Origin of the sequence: Raineyella sp. W15-4, assembly GCF_033170155.1 — a bacterium.
In the GTDB taxonomy this organism is placed as follows: Bacteria; Actinomycetota; Actinomycetes; order Propionibacteriales; family Propionibacteriaceae; genus Raineyella.
In genome coordinates, this window is the sequence record NZ_CP137079.1 from 3,596,970 (window position 1) to 3,615,378 (window position 18,409).

General features: G+C 71.5%; 19 protein-coding genes and 4 riboswitches. Of the genes, 7 read left to right on the forward strand and 12 right to left on the reverse strand.

Translation table 11 applies throughout. The features are described from left to right. The first annotated feature begins 12 nt into the window (after window positions 1-12). The 7 genes from R0145_RS16605 to R0145_RS16635 all read left to right on the forward strand — a co-directional run bounded on the left by R0145_RS16605 (window position 13) and on the right by R0145_RS16635 (window position 4,808). Entirely contained in the window at window positions 13-849 is an 837-nt protein-coding gene (locus R0145_RS16605; protein WP_317838063.1) for an alpha/beta hydrolase, read from the forward strand. 110 nt (window positions 850-959) lie between these two features. After that, on the forward strand, window positions 960-1,364 hold the full coding sequence (locus tag R0145_RS16610) for a non-heme iron oxygenase ferredoxin subunit (protein ID WP_317838064.1): 405 nt from the start codon (window positions 960-962) through the stop codon (window positions 1,362-1,364). 21 nt (window positions 1,365-1,385) lie between these two features. Next, window positions 1,386-1,877: a YbaK/EbsC family protein gene (locus R0145_RS16615; RefSeq protein WP_317838065.1), complete on the forward strand. Its 492-nt coding sequence runs from the start codon at window positions 1,386-1,388 to the stop codon at window positions 1,875-1,877. Between the two features lie 127 nt (window positions 1,878-2,004). Next, a riboswitch (adenosylcobalamin (AdoCbl) riboswitch) is annotated at window positions 2,005-2,138 on the forward strand. 6 nt (window positions 2,139-2,144) lie between these two features. Continuing rightward, window positions 2,145-2,843, forward strand: coding sequence for an energy-coupling factor ABC transporter permease (locus tag R0145_RS16620; protein WP_317838066.1), 699 nt, complete (start codon window positions 2,145-2,147; stop codon window positions 2,841-2,843). After that, the gene (locus R0145_RS16625; protein ID WP_317838067.1) at window positions 2,836-3,219 is read left to right on the forward strand and encodes an energy-coupling factor ABC transporter substrate-binding protein; all 384 of its coding nucleotides are present in this window, start codon (window positions 2,836-2,838) and stop codon (window positions 3,217-3,219) included. Before R0145_RS16620 ends, R0145_RS16625 begins: the two co-directional genes overlap by 8 nt. Before the next feature lie 6 nt (window positions 3,220-3,225). Next, window positions 3,226-4,005: a cobalt ECF transporter T component CbiQ gene (gene cbiQ / locus R0145_RS16630; protein ID WP_317838068.1), complete on the forward strand. Its 780-nt coding sequence runs from the start codon at window positions 3,226-3,228 to the stop codon at window positions 4,003-4,005. Continuing rightward, window positions 4,002-4,808 carry an energy-coupling factor ABC transporter ATP-binding protein gene (locus R0145_RS16635; protein WP_317838069.1) on the forward strand — a complete coding sequence of 269 codons (807 nt, stop codon included), beginning with the start codon at window positions 4,002-4,004 and terminating at the stop codon, window positions 4,806-4,808. The genes cbiQ and R0145_RS16635 overlap by 4 nt, the downstream gene beginning before the upstream one ends. 41 nt (window positions 4,809-4,849) lie before the next feature. Here the strand turns inward: R0145_RS16635 and R0145_RS16640 are convergent, their stop codons facing one another. The 12 genes from R0145_RS16640 to R0145_RS16695 form a co-directional block, all read right to left on the reverse strand. Beyond that, entirely contained in the window at window positions 4,850-5,575 is a 726-nt protein-coding gene (locus R0145_RS16640) for a (2Fe-2S)-binding protein (RefSeq protein WP_317838070.1), read from the reverse strand. Beyond that, complete coding sequence (locus tag R0145_RS16645) at window positions 5,572-6,495, reverse strand: CbtA family protein (RefSeq protein ID WP_317838071.1); 924 nt, start codon at window positions 6,493-6,495, stop codon at window positions 5,572-5,574. The genes R0145_RS16640 and R0145_RS16645 overlap by 4 nt, the downstream gene beginning before the upstream one ends. A gap of 12 nt (window positions 6,496-6,507) precedes the next feature. Beyond that, a complete protein-coding gene (locus R0145_RS16650; RefSeq protein WP_317838072.1) occupies window positions 6,508-6,729 on the reverse strand; it encodes a CbtB domain-containing protein in 222 nt (73 codons plus the stop codon). Between the two features lie 35 nt (window positions 6,730-6,764). After that, window positions 6,765-6,884: riboswitch (cobalamin riboswitch) on the reverse strand. A 63-nt stretch (window positions 6,885-6,947) separates the two neighbouring features. Further along, window positions 6,948-8,078, reverse strand: coding sequence for a cation diffusion facilitator family transporter (locus R0145_RS16655; RefSeq protein ID WP_317838073.1), 1,131 nt, complete (start codon window positions 8,076-8,078; stop codon window positions 6,948-6,950). After that, window positions 8,075-8,506, reverse strand: a complete 432-nt coding sequence (locus tag R0145_RS16660; protein WP_317838074.1) for a metalloregulator ArsR/SmtB family transcription factor — start codon at window positions 8,504-8,506, stop codon at window positions 8,075-8,077. The genes R0145_RS16655 and R0145_RS16660 overlap by 4 nt, the downstream gene beginning before the upstream one ends. Window positions 8,507-8,735: 229 nt before the next feature. Then, window positions 8,736-9,752: a methylmalonyl Co-A mutase-associated GTPase MeaB gene (gene meaB / locus R0145_RS16665; RefSeq protein ID WP_317838075.1), complete on the reverse strand. Its 1,017-nt coding sequence runs from the start codon at window positions 9,750-9,752 to the stop codon at window positions 8,736-8,738. Further along, window positions 9,736-11,952, reverse strand: coding sequence for a methylmalonyl-CoA mutase (gene scpA / locus R0145_RS16670; protein ID WP_317838076.1), 2,217 nt, complete (start codon window positions 11,950-11,952; stop codon window positions 9,736-9,738). Before scpA ends, meaB begins: the two co-directional genes overlap by 17 nt. Beyond that, window positions 11,949-13,898: a methylmalonyl-CoA mutase small subunit gene (mutA, locus tag R0145_RS16675; RefSeq protein WP_317838077.1), complete on the reverse strand. Its 1,950-nt coding sequence runs from the start codon at window positions 13,896-13,898 to the stop codon at window positions 11,949-11,951. The genes scpA and mutA overlap by 4 nt, the downstream gene beginning before the upstream one ends. Further along, complete coding sequence (locus tag R0145_RS16680) at window positions 13,895-14,341, reverse strand: hypothetical protein (protein ID WP_317838078.1); 447 nt, start codon at window positions 14,339-14,341, stop codon at window positions 13,895-13,897. Before R0145_RS16680 ends, mutA begins: the two co-directional genes overlap by 4 nt. A gap of 100 nt (window positions 14,342-14,441) precedes the next feature. Next, window positions 14,442-14,690, reverse strand: a riboswitch (cobalamin riboswitch). A 40-nt stretch (window positions 14,691-14,730) separates the two neighbouring features. Beyond that, window positions 14,731-15,471 (reverse strand): precorrin-4 C(11)-methyltransferase, encoded by a 741-nt coding sequence (cobM, locus tag R0145_RS16685; protein WP_317838079.1) that lies wholly within the window; start codon window positions 15,469-15,471, stop codon window positions 14,731-14,733. Then, a complete protein-coding gene (gene cbiE, locus R0145_RS16690) occupies window positions 15,468-16,691 on the reverse strand; it encodes a precorrin-6y C5,15-methyltransferase (decarboxylating) subunit CbiE (protein ID WP_317838080.1) in 1,224 nt (407 codons plus the stop codon). The genes cobM and cbiE overlap by 4 nt, the downstream gene beginning before the upstream one ends. 10 nt (window positions 16,692-16,701) lie before the next feature. Further along, entirely contained in the window at window positions 16,702-18,111 is a 1,410-nt protein-coding gene (locus R0145_RS16695; RefSeq protein WP_317838081.1) for an HNH endonuclease, read from the reverse strand. A gap of 178 nt (window positions 18,112-18,289) precedes the next feature. Continuing rightward, window positions 18,290-18,380: riboswitch (adenosylcobalamin (AdoCbl) riboswitch) on the forward strand. Window positions 18,381-18,409: the final 29 nt, after the last annotated feature.

Here is an 18,409-nt window from a genome sequence, read left to right on the forward strand (position 1 = left end):
GAAAGGACTGCCATGGAGTTGACGTACGAGAACACCAGCCGGTTCGTGGACACCCCCTCGGGGCGGATCCACATCAACGAGGCCGGCCCGGCCGGCGGGGAGCCGCTGGTCCTGTTGCACGGCTCCGGGCCGGGCGCCACCGGCTGGACGAACTTCTCCAACAACATCCCGGTCTTCGCCGAGAAGTACCACGTCGTCGCGGCGGACATGCCCGGCTGGGGCGAGTCCGACCCGGTCACCTGGCAGCAGCGTAACCATCCGCAGGCCGTCGCCGACCTGCTGGACGCGCTGGGCATCGAGCAGGCCACCCTGATCGGCAACTCGATGGGCGGCGGCACCACCATCCGGTTCGGCTACGAGCACCCGGAGCGGGTGCGGCGGCTGATCACGATGGGCTCGTCCTCCGGGTCGAGCACGCTGTTCGGCCCGGCCGGCCTCACCGAGGGGCTGAAGATCCTGCAGCGCGGCTACCGTGACCCGTCCTTCGCGGTGATGAAGGAACTTGTCGACGTGATGACGTACGACTCGACCTTCGCCACCGACGAGCTGATCCAGGGGCGCGCCGACATGGTCGCCGCCCACCCGGAGCACAACCGGAACTTCCTCGACGCCGTCGGCAAGCGGGCCGTGGTCGAACTGGATCAGGCCCAGGTGCGGACGATCCAGGCACCGACGCTGCTCTTCCACGGCCGCGACGACCGGGTGGTGCACTTCGAGCACAGCCTGCGGCTCACCTCGCTGATCCCGGACAGCCGACTGGTACTGATCAACCGCTGCGGCCACTGGCTGCAGATCGAGCACGCCGCCGAGTTCAACCGCCTCGTCGACGAGTTCATCACGAACAACTGAGCCGCGGATCGCGGATCATGACCGACAGCGCCCGGCGAGGGCCATCGCCCGCACGATGGCTCCGCCGGGCGCTGGGCGTGTCCGCTGACCGCAAGCCCGGCAGCCGCCGCATGCCTGTCCGGCAGCCGGACCGGCCGCGAGATCAGGCTTCGCTGCCGGCGCTCCGGGTCGCCCCGGTCGACGCGCTGGCGGACGGCAGCGCCCTGGTCGTCGATGGCACGGTGAACGGGACCGGCGTGGACATCGCGGTCTTCCGCAGCGGCGGACGGTTCTATGCCCTGGACGACATCTGCACGCACCGCTACGCCTCGCTGGCCGACGGCCGGGTCGGGGACGGCTGGGTAGAGTGCCCGGTGCACGCCGCACGGTTCTCGCTGCGCACCGGAGAGGCGCTGTGCCCACCGGCGACGGCACCGGAACGGACCCACCGGGTCGAGCTGCGCGGTGACGAGATCTGGCTGTGCCCGGGGACCCCGGCCGACGGCGGCGGCCGGACCGACGGGCGGACGGATTGACCGGCGCGGCATGCTGAACCCGTGACCGAAACCCCCTCCCCCGGCGCCCGGCGCGCGCTGACCGCGATCGACGCCACCGGTGTGACGTACTCGGTGCGTACCCACCTGCCGAGCACCAGTCTGGAGGAGCATGCCGCCGCGATCGGGGTGCCGTCGTCGGACCTCACCAAGACCCTGGTCGTCCGCCGCCGCGAGGGCGACTACTTCTTCCTGCTCGTCCCGGGCGGCCGGAAGGTCTCCTGGAAGAAGGTGCGGGCGGCGCTGGGGGTGAACCGGCTGACCATGCCCGGCCCCGAGGAGGCCCGGGCGGCCAGCGGCTACGAGCGGGGCACCATCACCCCGTTCGGCGCCACCCACGTGTGGCCGGTCTATGCCGACCGTACGCTCGTCGACCCGCCGGGCCGGCAGGTCTCGATCGGCGGCGGGGATCACGGGACGGCGCTGGTGCTGGCGGCGGACGACCTGGTGGCGGTGCTGGACGCGACGGTCCTGGACGTCACCGAACCGGAGTGAGACAGGCCGGAACAGCGGGCCTGAGCAGGTGATCCGGCCCCGGTGAGCGGTGGTCCGAGCCGCGTGAGCAGAGCCACGTCGTCGGGCCTCCGCCCCCACCTCAGTGCCGTCCCACCCCGTGTTACTGTGTGGCCACAACACGCGCTCGGGGCCCGAGGAAGCCGGTGAGAATCCGGCACGGTCGCGCCACTGTGAGTCAAGTCAGGAACTCGCCCCGAGAGCGCACAACCCATCATCGGGACGCGTCATCCCGGAAGGACACACATCGTGCACATCGCAGAGGGGTTCCTACCCGCCTCCCACTGCATCGGCTGGGCCGTTGCGGCGACACCGTTCGTCGTCTGGGGCGTACGCTCGACCGTACGCCAGGTCCGCGAACATCCGGAGAACCGGGTGCTGCTCGCCGCCGCAGGCGCCTTCACCTTCATTCTGTCCGCGTTGAAGATGCCGTCGGTCACCGGCTCGTCCTCCCACCCGACCGGGACCGGTGTCGGGGCCATCCTCTTCAAACCACCCGTGATGGCATTCCTCGGGGCGGTGGTGCTGCTGTTCCAGGCGCTGCTGCTGGCGCACGGCGGCATCACCACACTCGGGGCAAACATCTTCTCGATGGCGATCGTCGGTCCGTGGGTCGGCTACGCGGCGTACGTCGCGCTGCGCAAGCTGCGGACACCCCTGGAGGTCCAGGTGTTCTTCGCGATGGCCCTGGCCGACCTGTCGACCTACGTCGTGACCTCGGTCCAGCTCGCGCTGGCCTACCCCACCCCGACCTTCGGGGCCGCGATGGGCAAGTTCTTCACCATCTTCGCAGTGACCCAGATCCCGCTGGCCATCATCGAGGGGCTGGTCGGTGTCGTGCTGTTCCGGGTGCTGCGGTCCATCGCCCGGCCCGAGCTGGTCGGCCTGGGCGTCCTGCCTGCCGCCGAGCCCGAGGTCGCGACCGTGCAGGGGGCCGCTCATGTCTGAGTTCAGCCACACCGTGAAGTCCCCGCAGTCCTCCCAGCATTCCTGGGTCACCTGGGCGCTGGCCGCCCTGGTCATCGTCCTGCTGGCGGTGACCTTCGCCATCGCCCGCACCCACTCCCCGGACGCGGAGTTCGGCGGCGCCGACAGCAACGCCGTCACCGCCCTGGAGGAACAGGGTGTCAAGCCGTGGTTCCAGCCGATCTTCGAACCCGGCAGCGCCGAGCTGGAGTCCGGGCTGTTCGCCGCTCAGGCGGCGTTCGGCGGCGCTGTGCTCGGCTGGGCCGTCGGCCGGCTCCAGTCCCGCACCGCGATCCGGCGCCTCCAGGAGAACAAGCACTCGGCGCTCGAGGATGTGGCCGCCGGCGACGGCGACTGACCCCCGATGGCCTTCTCGATCGACGGGGCTGCCTGGGGCAGCCCCTGGCGGGAGGTCGCGGTAGCGGACAAGGCCCTGTTGACCCTCGGCACGCTCTTCGTCGGTCTGTCGATGCCGGCCTGGCCGGTGGGGCCCATCGTCGTGGTGGGCCTCACCGCCGCTGCCCTGACCCTGGCCAGGGTCCCCTGGGGGATCTGGATCGGCGCGCTGCTGTTGCCGGCAGCCTTCGTCGTCATCGGAGTGCTGTCCATCGCGCTGCAGGTCGGTGAGGTGCCGGCCGCCGCGACCGTGTGGTGGAGTTCCGGGCCGTTCGCCGTCACCGCGGAGTCGGTGGCGCGGGCCGGCACCGTGCTGGGCCGCAGCATCGCGGGCACCTGCGCAGTGATCCTGTTCGCCGTGTCCACCCCGATGGTCGACCTGGTGGACGCCGGCCGGCGGTTGCGGATCCCCGGACCCGCCCTGGACATCGCCGCACTGACCTACCGGCTGCTGTTCGTGCTGTGGGAGTCGGCGGTCACCATCCGTGCCGCCCAGGCGGCCCGGCTCGGCTACGTCGGGTTCCGGCGCTCGGTGCACTCGTTCGGATCCCTCGCCGCCGGGGTCCTGGTCCGGGCCTGGGGCCGCTCCCACCGGCTGGAACAGGGTCTCGCCGGCCGCGGCTACACCGACGACCTGCGGACCCTGCAACACGTACGCCCCCACTCCCCGGTCTTCCTCGCCCTCACCACCACCTGGCTGCTGGTCCTGCTCGCGGCCGGGACCCACGGATTCGGACTACTGGCATGAGCCTCACCACCCACCAGCTCGCCGCGGGATATCCCTCCCGCGGCCGCGTCCTCGACGGCGTGGACGTCGAGATCCGTCCCGGCCACCGGACCGCCCTGCTCGGCGCCAACGGCTGCGGCAAGACGACGCTGCTCGCCTGTCTGTCCGGCGGGCTCGTCCCCGACGAGGGCACGGTCGTCGTCGATGGCACCACGCTCGCCCACAACCGCCGGGGCCTGATCGACCACCGTCGCCGGGTGCAGCTGGTGCTCCAGGACCCGGACGACCAGCTGTTCAGCGCCGACGTCACCCAGGACGTGTCGTTCGGCCCGCTCAACCTCGGCCTGACCGAGGACGAGGCCCGAGCCCGGGTGGAGGAGGCGCTGACCCTGCTGGGCGTCACCCACCTGGCCTCCCGTGCCACCCACCAGCTGTCCTACGGCGAGAAGAAGCGGGTCGCGGTGGCCGGAGCGGTGGCGATGCGGCCCGACTACCTGCTGCTCGACGAGCCGACCGCCGGCCTTGACCCGGATGCGGTGGAGGACATGCTCACCGCGATCACCCGCCTCGAGGCCTCCGGCACCACGGTGATCATGGCCACCCACGATGTCGACCTGGCCCTTGCCTGGGCCACCACGGCGATCATCGTCACCGGCGGCCGGACCACCCAGGGGCCGGCCGACGAACTGCTCGGCGACGACCGGCTGGTCGCCGAGGCCCATCTGCGGATCCCGTGGCCGCTGCAGCTGGCCGCCCGGCTGGGGTGGTCGGAACGCCCCCGTGGGGTGGCCGACGTGGTGGACCGGCTGCTGGCGGACGCCTGAGAGCCGGCTGCGTGCTCACCGGCTGCGCCGGGCTCTCTTCGTCAACCGCCGAGCACGCAGTCGCCGCAGACGGCCTCACGGGAGCCCGCGAGGCGATAGATCAGACAACAGCTCGCCCGCCGGAAGGTCGGCCCCGATGACAGTCGGCCGCCCTCGACACGAGGATCGGCGAGCACAGCATCCGCCGCCCGCCGGGCCGCATCGGCCAGGTCGGGGCGTCCGGAGACCATCACCGTCGCCGCGCTGTTCGCGGCCGACGCCACATTGCCCCACGCGACGTGGCGGCTGAGCCGGAACCGGTCGATGACCAGCTCGGTGAGGTCCTGCACCGGCCGGGGAACAGCGGCGCCGGTAGGAACGAAGGCGCCCGACAGCGGGACCGCCCCACCGATCACGTCCTGCCACCACAGGTCGGCCACCGCCAGCTCCGGATGCCCGAGGGCGGCGACCGCCAGGGTCGGCGAGAGCAGCCGCGCCACCAGCCCCAGGTGGGTGACGGAGACCGCCACCCACCGTTCCACCGGGACCGGCCGCGGCGCGCTGGCAGACAGCGCGGCCCGGATCTGCTCGACCCGCCGGTCGAGCAGATCCGGGCCAGCGGACAGATCCGACACCCGCAGCCAGCCGGCGGACGGTTCCTCGCCCGGCCGGTGACCATCGACCGCGAAGAAGGGCCCCAGACCGGCGAGGGCGACCTGTAGATCGTGCCCCCCAAGGCCACGTGTCTGCAGATCGCCCTCGCGCGGGCCGTGATCGGAACCCGTCACGCCTGCGTGGCAGCCGCTCCGTGGCCGGCCGCCGCCGCGGCGACCGGCGCCGTCGACCGGGCGGCGACCCGCTCCATCAGCGCCCCGAAGGTCACGCCGATCACACCCCAGATGAGGACCTGGTTGAGCAGCGAGTACCAGCGGAAACTCCACAGCAGGTCGGCATCGCAGCCCGGAAACACGATCTGGCCAGGGGCGTAAGTGTTCCCGTCGACGGTCAGCACCTTCCCGAGGGTGTTGACGATCGGCTGCGGCGTCTCCGTCGCGGCCCGGGCGAAGCCCAGCTCGTCGGACACCTGCACGTTCGCCGGCAGGTTGCCCAGCGAGGGCAGGAGCCCGATCAGGGTGCCGTACACCACCAGGAACCCCGCCACCACGATCAGCGTGGCCCACTGTGCGCCGACCCACGGGTGGAGCGCCCGCCAGGCCAGCACGGCTGCGGCGAGCAGCACGAACGACGCGATCACCAGGCCGAGCTGCAGCTGCCCGCGGGCGCCGATGGTGAACTCGTGACCGATCGACGGCGGATTGGACGGGTACTTCACGAACGGCAGGAGGAAGAACCCCAGGAACCCGAACGCGGCGACCGACCAGGCCAGGACGCGGGGCTGTACGTCGATCCGGCGCGCCAGCAGTAGGTAGACCACTGCCACCAGGGCACCGAAGGCCACCGAGAGGGCGATGATGCCGCTGGCGACGCCGAGCGTGGACTGGACCGTCCGGGAGAAGATCTCCGGACCACCCTCCTCCGTCGGGAGGCCGGCGGCCTGGCGGAGGGCATTGAGGACATCATCGCGTGCGGACTCGTACGCGATGGCCTTGTCGATGACAGGCTCAGCAAAAATGCGGGCGAAGACGAAGCCGAGGACGCCGGCGAACAATCCGGCGAGGGCTCCGCGCCCGATGACACGCAATTCCATCGCAGCGCCCGATCAGTGGCACGCGAAGCCGAGGAAATGCCGGGCGTCGTGCACCCATTCGTGCACGACCATGGTGTCGCCGAAGACCGACGTCATGCCCTCGTCGAACCCGACGAAGTAGTAGATGGCCAGCGCCAGCAGCACCGTCACCGACAGGACGACGATACGCGCGGCCGCAGACAGTGACTCCCAGGTCCCGACGGCTTGGGTGGACACGGTGTCAATTGCACTCATGATGACCTCCTTGGGGATCCAGCGTCCCCAATCAGCAGACAGATGTCATGGCATGGAGTGTCTGGCTCACCCGGTGCTTCCCCGGGCTCACAGTGGCGCGACCGCGCCGGACTCTCACCGGCTTCCTCACATTGTCATGCAACAATCAACTTACGGACCCGGCCGAAGGATGTCCATACCAGCCCGATCGCCGCGGTACGGGCGGACTCAGGGTCCTCTCATCCTTCTCCGGCGCCCCTGCTGTCCCGATCGGCAGGCACGGCGCGGCAGGCGATCGTCACCTGTTCCAGCCGCGGCACGGTCCCACGAGCGTGCACCTCGGCATGGTCACGGAGCGCTTCCACCTCACCCAGGGTGAGGTCCGCCGGAGCCTCCAGCACCGCCTCCAGCCGGTAGGCGTGCCCGACCGCTCGCAGCCGCAGCTCCCGGACGCCCCGCACCCCGGTCACCCCGGTCAGCGCGTCACGTGCATGCTCCACCAGCTCGGGATCGACCCCGTCCATCAGCCGGATCCCGATCTCACCGGCCGTACGCCACAGGACGACGAGGATCATCGCCGAGATGACCAGCCCGATGATCGGGTCGGCCAGCGGGAAGCCGAGCCAGGCGCCGGCCGCGCCGACCACCACAGCCAGTGAGGTGAAGCCGTCGGTGCGGGCGTGGATGCCGTCCGCCTCCAGCGCAGCCGAGCCGATCCGGCGGCCGACGCCGAGCCGGTAGCGAGCGACCAGCTCGTTGCCGAGGAAGCCCACCACACCGGCGGTGGCGATCCAGCCGAGGTGCTCCAGCGGACGGGGGGCGATCAGCCGGTCGATCGACTGCCAGGCGGCGACCACGGCGGAGGCCGCGACCACGGCGACGATGAACAGGCCGGCCAGATCCTCGGCCCGCCCCAGACCGTAGGTGAACCGCCGAGTCGGCGCCCGACGGGACAACGCGAAGGCGATCCACAGCGGGATCGCGGTCAGTGCGTCGGAGAAGTTGTGGATGGTGTCGGCGAGCAGTGCCACCGATCCGCTGATCGCCACGATCAGGCACTGGGCCAGAGCCGTGGCGAGCATCAGCACCAGGCTGATCCGGACCGCGCGGATGCCCTCGCCGCTGGCCACCAGGGCGTCGTCGACCCGGTCGGCCGCATCATGGCTGTGCGGCACGAAGGTCTCGTACAGGAATCCCCGCCAGCCGCCGTGGGGATGGTGGTGGTCATGCTCGTGTCCGTGATCGTGGGAATGCCCGTGGTGGTCATGGTCATGATCGTGGCCACCGTCATGGTGATGGTCACCATGACCATGGTCATGATCGTGGGGGTGGCGGTCAATCGCCTCGCCCTCGACGTCCGGTGTGGTCATCTCCCGCCCTCCTTGCGATCCGCATCGGCGTTGCGGGACGGCGTGACGCCGCGCAACGGGGTGACGGCAGTGGTTCCGGTCCGATCCGCCCCCGTCCGATCCGTCCCCGTCCGGTGGTGCGCCGGGACGTCCGACGAGGCATGTTCGGCCTGTTCCAGGGCGGCCCGCACCAGGTTCTCGGCGTGTTCGTTGGCCAGCCGGTAGTGGACGTATGTCCCCTCCTGGCGACCGACGACGAGGCGAGCCAATCGCAGCTTCGCGAGGTGCTGGGACACGGCCGCCGGCGACTTGTGGACGAGCCCGGAGAGTTCACCCACCGACATCTCGTCGTGGTTCACCAGCGCCACCACGATCCGCACCCTGGTCACGTCCGAGAGCATGCTGAAGATCTCGGCGGCCAACACCACATCCGGATTGTCCGGATCCATACAACTATCTGCATGCATACGCAGATAGTAGACCAAGAGGACGGCGCTTCCGAAGAACCCGGAGGACGCATCCGAAGAGGGGCGATGACAGGCTCTGCGGCGGGGGCGGCACCCCCGCACTTCGCCCGTGCAGAGTTGCCGAGTGACACGCACCTCTGCACGGGCGAAACCTGGAGCTGTGGCGTTGTGTCTGCGGCGACCACCTCCAGCTGCTCCGGCAGCTGATCGATCAGTCGATCTCGGCCCACTCCATCCGGGGCACCGCTTCCGCGTACGTCGCCAGGATCCGGGCCGATGCCTCCAGGGCGGAGAGTTCCCCGGCCCGGACCGCGGCAGCGGCCCGCCGGGACTCCGCCCGTACGGCGGGGTCGGAGCGGACCGACCCCAGCAGCGCAGACTCGACCTGGGCCCACATCCAGTCGACCTGCTGGGCGGCCCGGAAGGTGTCCAACCCGACTGTCGACTCGACCCAGTCGCGGTGGTCCAGCACCGCCTGCCAGACCTCGTCCAGGCCCTCACCGGTGTAGGCGCTGCAGGTGAGGACGGGCGACCGGCGGGACTCGGGATCGGCCGAGATCAGCTTCATCGCGATGGACAGCTCCCGGGCGGTGACCCGGGCGGCGGTGACGTTGTCCCCGTCGGCCTTGTTCACCGCGATCAGGTCGGCCAGCTCGAGAATGCCGCGCTTGATGCCCTGCAGCTGGTCCCCGGCACCGGTCAGGGCCAGCAGCAGGAAGGTGTCGACCATGCCGGCCACCGCCACCTCGGACTGCCCGACCCCGACCGTCTCGACGATGACGATGTCGTAGCCGGCGGCCTCGACGATCATCATCGCCTCCCGGGTCGCCCGGGCCACGCCGCCGAGGTGCCCGCCGGACGGCGACGGCCGGACGTACGCGCGGTCCGACTGGGTCAGCCGGGCCATCCGGGTCCGGTCGCCGAGCACCGAGCCCCCGGTCCGGGTGCTGGACGGGTCGACCGCCAGCACCGCGACCCGGTGCCCGCGCTCGATCAGCCGGGTGCCCATCGCATCGATGAAGGTCGACTTGCCCGCCCCGGGCACCCCGGAGATCCCCACCCGCACCGACCGCCCCGTCAGCGGGGCGATCGCGGTGAGCAGCCGGCGCGCGGCCGTACGGTGAGCGGGATGCTGCGACTCGACCAGGGTGATCGCGCGCGGCACCGCCGAGGGCGACCCCCGCCGCACTCCGGCGGCGAGGGCCTCCACATCAATCGGTCTGGGCATCGACCGGCCGGCCCTCCGTCGCCTCGAGCCGGGCCCGCAGCTCGGTCAGCAGGTCCACCGCGGCCTCCGGGATGATCGTGCCCGGAGGATAGATCGCGGCCGCGCCGGCGGCGCGCAGTTCCTCGAAGTCCTGCTCCGGGATCACCCCACCGACGACGATCATGATGTCGGGCCGCCCCAGCCGGGTCAGTTCCTCGCGCAACGCCGGGACCAGGGTGAGGTGTCCGGCGGCGAGCGAGGAGACGCCGACGACGTGCACGTCGGCCTCGACGGCCTGCCGGGCCGCCTCCTCCGGGGTCTGGAACAGCGGGCCGACGTCGACGTCGAAGCCGAGGTCGGCATAGGCGGTGGCGATCACCTTCTGGCCGCGGTCGTGCCCGTCCTGGCCCATCTTGGCGATCATGATGCGCGGACGACGTCCCTCGGCCTCGGTGAAGGCCTCGACCAGCTCGCGGGCCTTGACCATCGCCGGCGAACCGGCCGCTTCCTTGGAGTACACACCACTGATCGTACGGATCTGCGCGGTGTAGCGGCCGAAGACCTGCTCCAGCGCCATCGAGATCTCACCGACCGAGGCCTTCGCCCGGGCCGCGTCGATCCCCAGCTTGAGCAGGTTGCGGTCCGGATCGGTCGGATCCGGATTCGCGGCGGCCCAGGTGAGCCGCTCCAGGGAGGCCTGACAGGCCGCCTCGTCGCGCTCCGCGCGCAGCCGGTCGAGCTTGGCGATCTGGGCGGCACGGACCTGCTTGTTGTCGATCTTCAGCACGTCCAGCCGGGCCTCGTGGTCGAGCTGGAAGGTGTTGACCCCGATCACCGGCTGGCGGCCGGAGTCGATCCGGGCCTGGGTGCGGGCAGCCGCCTCCTCGATCCGCATCTTCGGGATGCCGGCCTCGATGGCCTTGGTCATCCCGCCTGCCCGTTCGACCTCGTCGATCAGCGACCAGGCCCGCCGGGCCAGATCGTGGGTGAGCCGCTCCACGTACGCCGACCCGCCCCACGGGTCCACCACCCGGCAGGTGCCGGACTCCTGCTGCAGGAAGAGCTGGGTGTTGCGGGCGATCCGGGCACTGAAGTCGGTCGGCAGGGCGATCGCCTCGTCGAGTGCGTTGGTGTGCAGCGACTGGGTGTGGCCCTGGGTGGCGGCCATCGCCTCCACGCAGGTGCGGATGACGTTGTTGTAGACGTCCTGTGCGGTCAGCGACCACCCCGAGGTCTGCGAGTGCGTCCGCAGGCTCATCGACTTCGGGTTCTTCGGCTCGAACTGCCGCACCAGCCGGGCCCACAGCAGCCGGGCCGCCCGCATCTTGGCGACCTCCATGAAGAAGTTCATCCCGATCGCCCAGAAGAAGGACAGCCGCGGCGCGAACTGGTCGACGGCCAGCCCGACCGACTCGCCGGCCCGGATGTAGTCCACCCCGTCGGCGAGCGTGTAGGCCATCTCGATGTCGGCGGTGGCGCCGGCCTCCTGCATGTGGTAGCCGGAGATCGAGATCGAGTTGAACTTCGGCATGTTCGCGCTGGTGAAGGCGAAGATGTCGGAGATGATCCGCATGCTCGGGGTCGGCGGGTAGATGTAGGTGTTGCGGACCATGAACTCCTTGAGAATGTCGTTCTGGATGGTCCCCGCGAGTTTGTCCGGCGTCACCCCCTGCTCCTCGGCCGCCACGACGTAGAGCGCGAGCACCGGCAGCACCGCACCGTTCATCGTCATCGACACGCTCATCCGGTCCAGCGGGATGCCGTCGAAGAGCTGGCGCATGTCGAGGATCGAGTCGACGGCCACCCCGGCCATGCCGACGTCACCCGCCACCCGTGGGTGGTCGGAGTCGTAGCCGCGGTGGGTGGCCAGGTCGAAGGCGATCGACAGGCCCTTCTGGCCGGCTGCCAGGTTGCGCCGGTAGAAGGCGTTCGACTCCTCGGCCGTGGAGAAGCCCGCGTACTGGCGGATCGTCCACGGCTGGTTGGTGTACATCGTGGGGTACGGCCCGCGCAGGTAGGGCGGGATGCCGGGCCGGGTGTCGAGGAAGTCCAGTCCCTCGTACGCCTCGGGGCCGTAGACATGCTGCACTGGGATCTGCTCGGGGGTCTCCCACGGCTCGGTCGGCCCGGCCGCCAGCAGCGCCTCGAACCGGCTGCGGGCGTCGGCGGGGACACCGCGGTCTCCGAGCGGGATCTGGTCGAATCGCGGCAGAACGGTCATCGGGCGCCTCCTGGCGTATCGAGTCCGAGAGTGTCGAGCGTGCCGGTGAGGACCTCGACGACGTCGACGCCGAGGGCGATCGTCCCGTCGATCAGGACCGACGCGTCCTCCCCGTCACCGAGTTCCTTCAGAGATCCGGCGAGCAGGACCGTGCGGGCCCCGGCGTCCTTGAGAGCATGGGCCACCTCGCGGCCCTGCGCGGCATAGACGGACGCCGACGAGCAGAGCACCGCCACCGGGGTGCCGGCGGCCCGCCAGGCCTCGACGACCTCTGCGGTGCCGCCGCCCTCGCACGAGGGCGTGGCCAGACCGGCGATGTGGAAGAGGTTCGCGGCGAAGCCCTCGCGGCCACCGAAGTCGCGACGGCTGCCCAGGCAGGCCAGGAAGACCGCCGGGGTGCTGCCGCCCTTCGCCGCGGCAGCCGCCGAGGCGGTGGCTGTACGGTCCCGCAGCGCCTCGAAGACCTCGGCGTCGCGGTGCCGGGCCAGCCCGGCCCGGGCCGGGGCCGCCGGGCGCGGGCGCACCTCGAGGGTGGGCTCGGCGGTGTTCGGGAACTCCGAGACGCCGGTGACCGGCAGCCGTCGGGTCGCCAGCTGGCGGCGGCGCCTCTCGTTGAGCTCGGCCAGGACCCGGGCGGGCAGACCCTCGGCCAGGGCGGCGACCATGCCGCCGGCGGCCTCGACCTGCTGGAACGCCGCCCAGGCGGCCGTCGAGATCTCGTCGGTGAGGGACTCGACGTACCAGGTCCCGCCGGCGGGATCGTTGACCCGGCCGATGTTCGACTCCTCGGCGAGGACGACCTGGGTGTTGCGGGCGACCCGGCGACTGGACTCGCCGGGCAGTCCCCAGGCGGCGTCGAACGGCAGTGTGGTGATCGCCTCGGCGCCCCCCACCGCCGCCGAGAAGGTGCTGATCGTGCCCCGCAGCACGTTCACGTACGGGTCGTCGCGGGTGATCTCCCGCCAGGACGTCACCGCGTGCTGGCGGGCGCCGCGACGGTCCTCGGCGACGCCGAGCACCTCCCCGACCCACGCCCAGCAGCGGCGCAGGGCGCGCAGCCGCGCGATGGTGGCGAACTCGTCGCAGCTGGCGGTGACCCGGAAGATCATCGCGTCGAAGGCGGTGTCGAGGTCGACGCCCTGCTCGGTGAGCGCCCGGACGTACTCCAGTCCGGTGGCCAGGCACCAGGCCACCTCATGGATGTCGCCCGCCCCGGCGTTGTGCCAGAGGGTGCCGTCGACGACGAACGGGCGGGACTGCCGGTAGCCCTCGAGGCGGGCGACCCACGGTGCCATGCCGGTCAGGTCCGGGGTGCGGCCCTGGTCGGCGGCGAAGCCGATCGGGTCGAGTCCCAGGTTGAGGGAGAGGGCCGCCCGGTCCTTGCCGCTCGCCTCGATCAGGGCGAGCAGTGCCTCGGCCGCGGCCGGCTGGTCGGTCCGGCTGGAGACCTCCACCTTGGCCAGGTCGAGCAGGACGTCCGCCAGTACCTCGGCGAGGTCGTCGGCCGCGATGGCGTCCGGGTCGAGCCGCAGCCACAGGCTGGTGGCACCGCGCTCGAGGTCGGTCAGCACGGCCTTGCGGGTGTAGGCGGCATCGGGGTCCTCGTGGAAGGCCCGGACGTCCCAGGCGTCCATCTGCCCGCGGCGGACCGTGGTCCCCCGGACGAAGGGCATCACACCGGGGTAGCCGAGGTCCGCGGTGATGTCCTCCCGGGTGTACAACGGCTCGGTCCGCAGCCCGTCGACCGTCTCGCGCTGCAGCCGGGCGATCGCGTCGTCCGGCGTCAGCTGGCGTTCCGGCGGCCGCTTGCGGTTCAGCACCTTGGCGGCAGCGGCCCGCCACTGGGTCCCTGTCACCGCCGGGAAGTCACCGGCCAGGACGAACGGCGCCTGCTGGTCCGCGTCGGGCGGGAGGTCCGTCGTCGGCGGGGATGATGGTCTGGTCATGCGACTCCTGCTCCACTCATGGTGATGGTGGGTCCCGGCCGTCGGGCGCCGTCAGGGATCGGATGCCAGCCGTTCCGCAGCAGGTGCGGGACGGTGATGCTCGTCCGGGCGACCTCCACGTCACCCCACGGGCTGGCCGCCACGTCGACGGCCAGCTCGGTCAGGTCCCGGGCGATCTCCGACGTCGGGTCGGCGCCGGCGACGAGGTGCTCGTCGACGATCCGCATCAGACCGTCCCGGGCGTCGATCACCAGGTATCCCACCAGGAGGCCCTCGCGGGCCGCCGTGACGAGATGCAGCCGATCGTGGCGGGACAGGCCGCGCAGGTAGCCGGAGTCGTCCCATGCCTCGAGGCTGGGCAGGACCTTGGCGATGTCGGCACCCCGGTAGTGGGCATACGTGACGGTGTGCAGCGGCGAACGACGGACGGTCAGGGCATCCATGACGGCTCCTCGGGCTCAGGATCTGGCACCTCGAGGAGGGTGACGAGTGACGCGGTCAGCGACAGGCGACCCGATCCCCGAGACATCTCCCGACTGCACCCCGCGGTGCGGTCGGGCTGGCAGGTCTTCGGACTTGGGGGCCTTCCGGTCGGAGCACGCTCCTGCCGGGTTCCTCGACCACCGCTTCCCAGACCCAGTCGTCCAGTGCTTCCGTACGCCGCTCTCCGACGCGTGGTGGTGGTGTCGTTCCCTCTCACCGCTGCGGGACAGTCCCGGACTCGCACCGGGTTCCCTCTTGCGACGGACGACGGATCACTCCGACGTCCGAACCAGCGATCGTCACTTTACACGGTCCGATCGCCGCCAGAGGTGGGGTCCCCTCGGGTCGATCAGCGGGGATGTCGGGTGCGGTAGAGGTGGGAATCAGGGAAGTCCTCGGCGGCCAGGGCCCAGCCCACGATGATGATCGCCGCCTGTCGCAGGCCGTGGGCCTCGACGGTGTCGGCGAAGTCTGCGAGAGTGCCGCGGAGGATGAGTTCGTCGGGCTGTTCGGCGCGGGAGACGACGACCACCGGGCAGTCCGCGCCGTACTCGGGGATCAGCGTCTGCTGCAGCTCGCGGACGAACCGGATCGCCAGGTGCAGCACCAGGGTGGCATGGGTCCTGGCCAGCTCCGCCAGGGATTCCTCCGGCGGGATCGTCGTCGAGGCACGCTGGGCGCGGGTCAGGATGACGGTCTGGGCGACCTCGGGCACGGAGAGTTCCTTGCCGACGAGAGCGGCTGCAGCGGCGTACGCGGGGACGCCGGGGGTGACGTCCCAGGCGACCCCCTCGGCATCGAGCCGGCGGGTCTGCTCGGCGAGCGCGGAGTAGATCGAGGGATCACCGGAACACAGCCGGGCGACGTCGCGGCCTTCCGCGGTGGCCCGCTTCATGACCGCGACCTGCTCGTCGAGGTTGACCGCGGCGGTGTCGACCAGCTCGACGTCGTCCGGGCAGTGGGCCAGCAGCTCTTCGGTGACATAGGTGCCGGCATAGAGACAGACCGGGGAGGCCGCCATCAGGGCGGCGCCACGGAAAGTCAACAGGTCGGCGGCGCCGGGGCCGGCGCCGATGAAGTGGACGGTCACGCGGTCTCCTCGACGATCGGCAGGCGCTTGGCGGCGGCCCACTGGACCACCGGGCGGGCCGGTTTCCAGCCGGTGAACCGGCCGATCGGCTGGGTCACCTCGACCGACAGCCGGGTGAGTTCGCCGCCATGACGCTGCCAGGCGTCGATGACGGCACGTTCGGTCTCCAGGGTGACGGTGTGGACCACGATCCGGCCCGCCACCGGCAGGGCCGCCCAGCAGGCCTCGATCACCTCGGCGTTGGCGCCACCGCCGACGAACACCGCGTCGGGGGTGGGCAGGTCGGCCAACCCGATGGTCGCATCGGCCTGCACCACCCGCAGTTCGGGAACGCCCAGCCGAGCCGCGTTGCGCCGGATCCGGTCGGCTCGCTCGGCATCGCGCTCGACGGCGATCGCCCGGTTGCGCCGGTCGAGCCGGGACCATTCGATGCCGATCGAGCCGGCACCGGCGCCGACGTCCCAGAGAAGGTCACCCGGGCAGGGCCGCAGGTGCGCCAGCGCCGAAGCCCGGACGTCCCGCTTGGACAATTGCCCGTCGTGCTCGAAGTCCTCGTCGGGCAGACCGGGCGCCAGCGACAACCCGACCGGCCGCGCCCCCGCCGTCACGGCGACCTCCAGGCACAGCACATTGAGCGGCGGGACCGCGGCGTACGGCCAGTCCTCCGCGACGCCGTCGAACCGTGCCTGGTCTGCCGAGCCGAGGTCGGACAGCACCGTCATCCGGGTCGGGCCGAAGCCCTCCGACCGCAACAGGTCGGCGATCGCAGCCGGGGTCCCGGCACCGCCGGACAGGGCGATCACCCGGTTGCCCGGGGCCAGGTGCCGGCGCAGCCGGTCGAGGTCACGACCGACCAGGCTGACGAAGTCGCAGGTCTCCTCCGGCCAGCGCATCTCGGCACGGGCCAGCGCCACCGACGAAGCCGCCGGCCGGATCCGGACGGCCGCCGGGCCGAGCAGCCGGACCAGGGTGGAGCCGATGCCAGAGACCATCGGGTCGCCGGAGGCGAGCACCACCACCCGGCGGTCGGCGACCGACGCTATCAGGCCGGGCAGCGCGGGACGCATCGGCGACGGCCACGGGATCAGCTCCGCCTCGACCCCGAGGGCGCGCGCCATGGCGAGGTGACGCTCACCGCCGAGCACCACCTCGGCATCCGCCAGCAGCCGCCGGGCCGCCTCGTCCGGCCCGTCCGCCCTCACACCCACGACCTCGATCACGGGCTACACCCTAACGGCGTCCCCCTTCCCCCGGACCGCGCGGCGGACGCGAGACATACGTGTGACCTGTCGGCGTCATCAGTCGGACCACATGGTCGGGCCCCGGCTCGACGCTCGCCGACCAGCCGGCGACCTGCTTGGTGTGATTGCACCGCTCGCACAGACCCTGACCGTTGTCCAGATCCGTCGGACCGCCCTCCGCGTGGCCGACCACATGGTCGGCGTGCCGGATCGGGGCGTCGCACCAGGGTGTCCGGCAGTGTTGGTCGCGGGCGCGGATCAGGTGCTGCATCCCCCGGGTGAAGAACCGTCCGGCGGTCTTCGTCGCCACCAGCCCGGTCGGCCCGCGGAACAGCCGACGCACCTGCACCCGGGTCTCCGGATCGTCGATGCCGCCGAGCATCCGGCGCACCCAGCCGGCGGGTACCGGCCCGACGCCGCCGACCTCCGCCGCCCCGTCGTCCTCCGCGAACAACGAACGATCGGTGATCAGCACGTCGAGGTGGATATCGCAGGGCCGCTCCGCCGGGCGCCCGGTGACCCGTTCCACCAGGGTGTCGGCCATCAGCTGCCCGCGTCCCCGCTCGTCACCGTCGGCCCGGGCGGTGTCAGCGGCCTGGGTCAACGCGGCAAACACTGCGACCCCCTGCTGCAGCGGCAGCAGCGCGGTCACGTACGTCATCCCGTCGGGAGCGGGACGGCAGGTCACCCGTCGGCCCTTCGCCGCCGCCTCGATCCGCCGGAGGTAGGCCTCGGCATCCCGCTCGTACACCATCCGGCGCAGCGCGGCGGTGACCGCTCGATCGCCCATCGTGGACCGGGACCGCAGCATCTCGCCGAACTCCTCGTCCACCGCTCCGCGGTCCTCGACCGCCAAACAGGCCGTCTCGCGCACCGCCAGGGTGGCCCGCCACTCGTTGAGCCGGCCCTCGGCCAGTGCCTCGAGGGTGTGTGGCATCTCCCGGACCCAGGCCTGCGCAGTGCCGAGGAATCGGCCGCCCTTGACCGGGGACTCGTGGCGGGCGAGCGCCACCTGCGCGGCCACGCCCTCACCGAGCCGGTCCGCCGGCACCCCGGCGTCCCGCTGTTGCTGACGTTGCAGCCGGTCGAACCGTTCCGTCACCCGGGCCTGCGCGGCCGCCGCGGCGGCCTTGAGCCGCTCCAGGGCGGTGATCAGCTCGATACACCGGGCCGAGACGTCGTCGGCCGCGCCGTCCACGGCATCGAACACCTCGGGATCGCCCAGCCAGCGGGCCCACTGCCGCAGGTCGGGCAGGCCCACCTCCTCCACCCGCTGCGGCCCCGGCGGGGCGCCGAACAGATCCTCGGGCCAGGGCGGATCACCGCCCGGCCCCTCCGCCGCCACCCACGCGGGCGCCTCCGCCCACGCCGGAGCAGGCACCGACATCGTCGCCGTCATCGTTCCCCCTCACACCGTGTCGTCCGGACCCAGTCGACCGGCCGGACCGCTCCGACCCTCCGGACACCTCCCACGCTAGAAGCACCCTCTGACATTTATCGAACACCTCAACGATTCTTCCATGCCGCCACCGACGCGTACTCGGTCCCCCTGCCCGACCACGGCTAGGATCGGCCCCGCACCCGGCGTGGAATCCGGTGAGAATCCGGAACGGTCCCGCCACTGTGAGACCCGTCGCCGACGGGCCGAGTCAGGGCATCGCCGGGCGCCGGGACGTACGCCCCCGCGTACGCCCGTC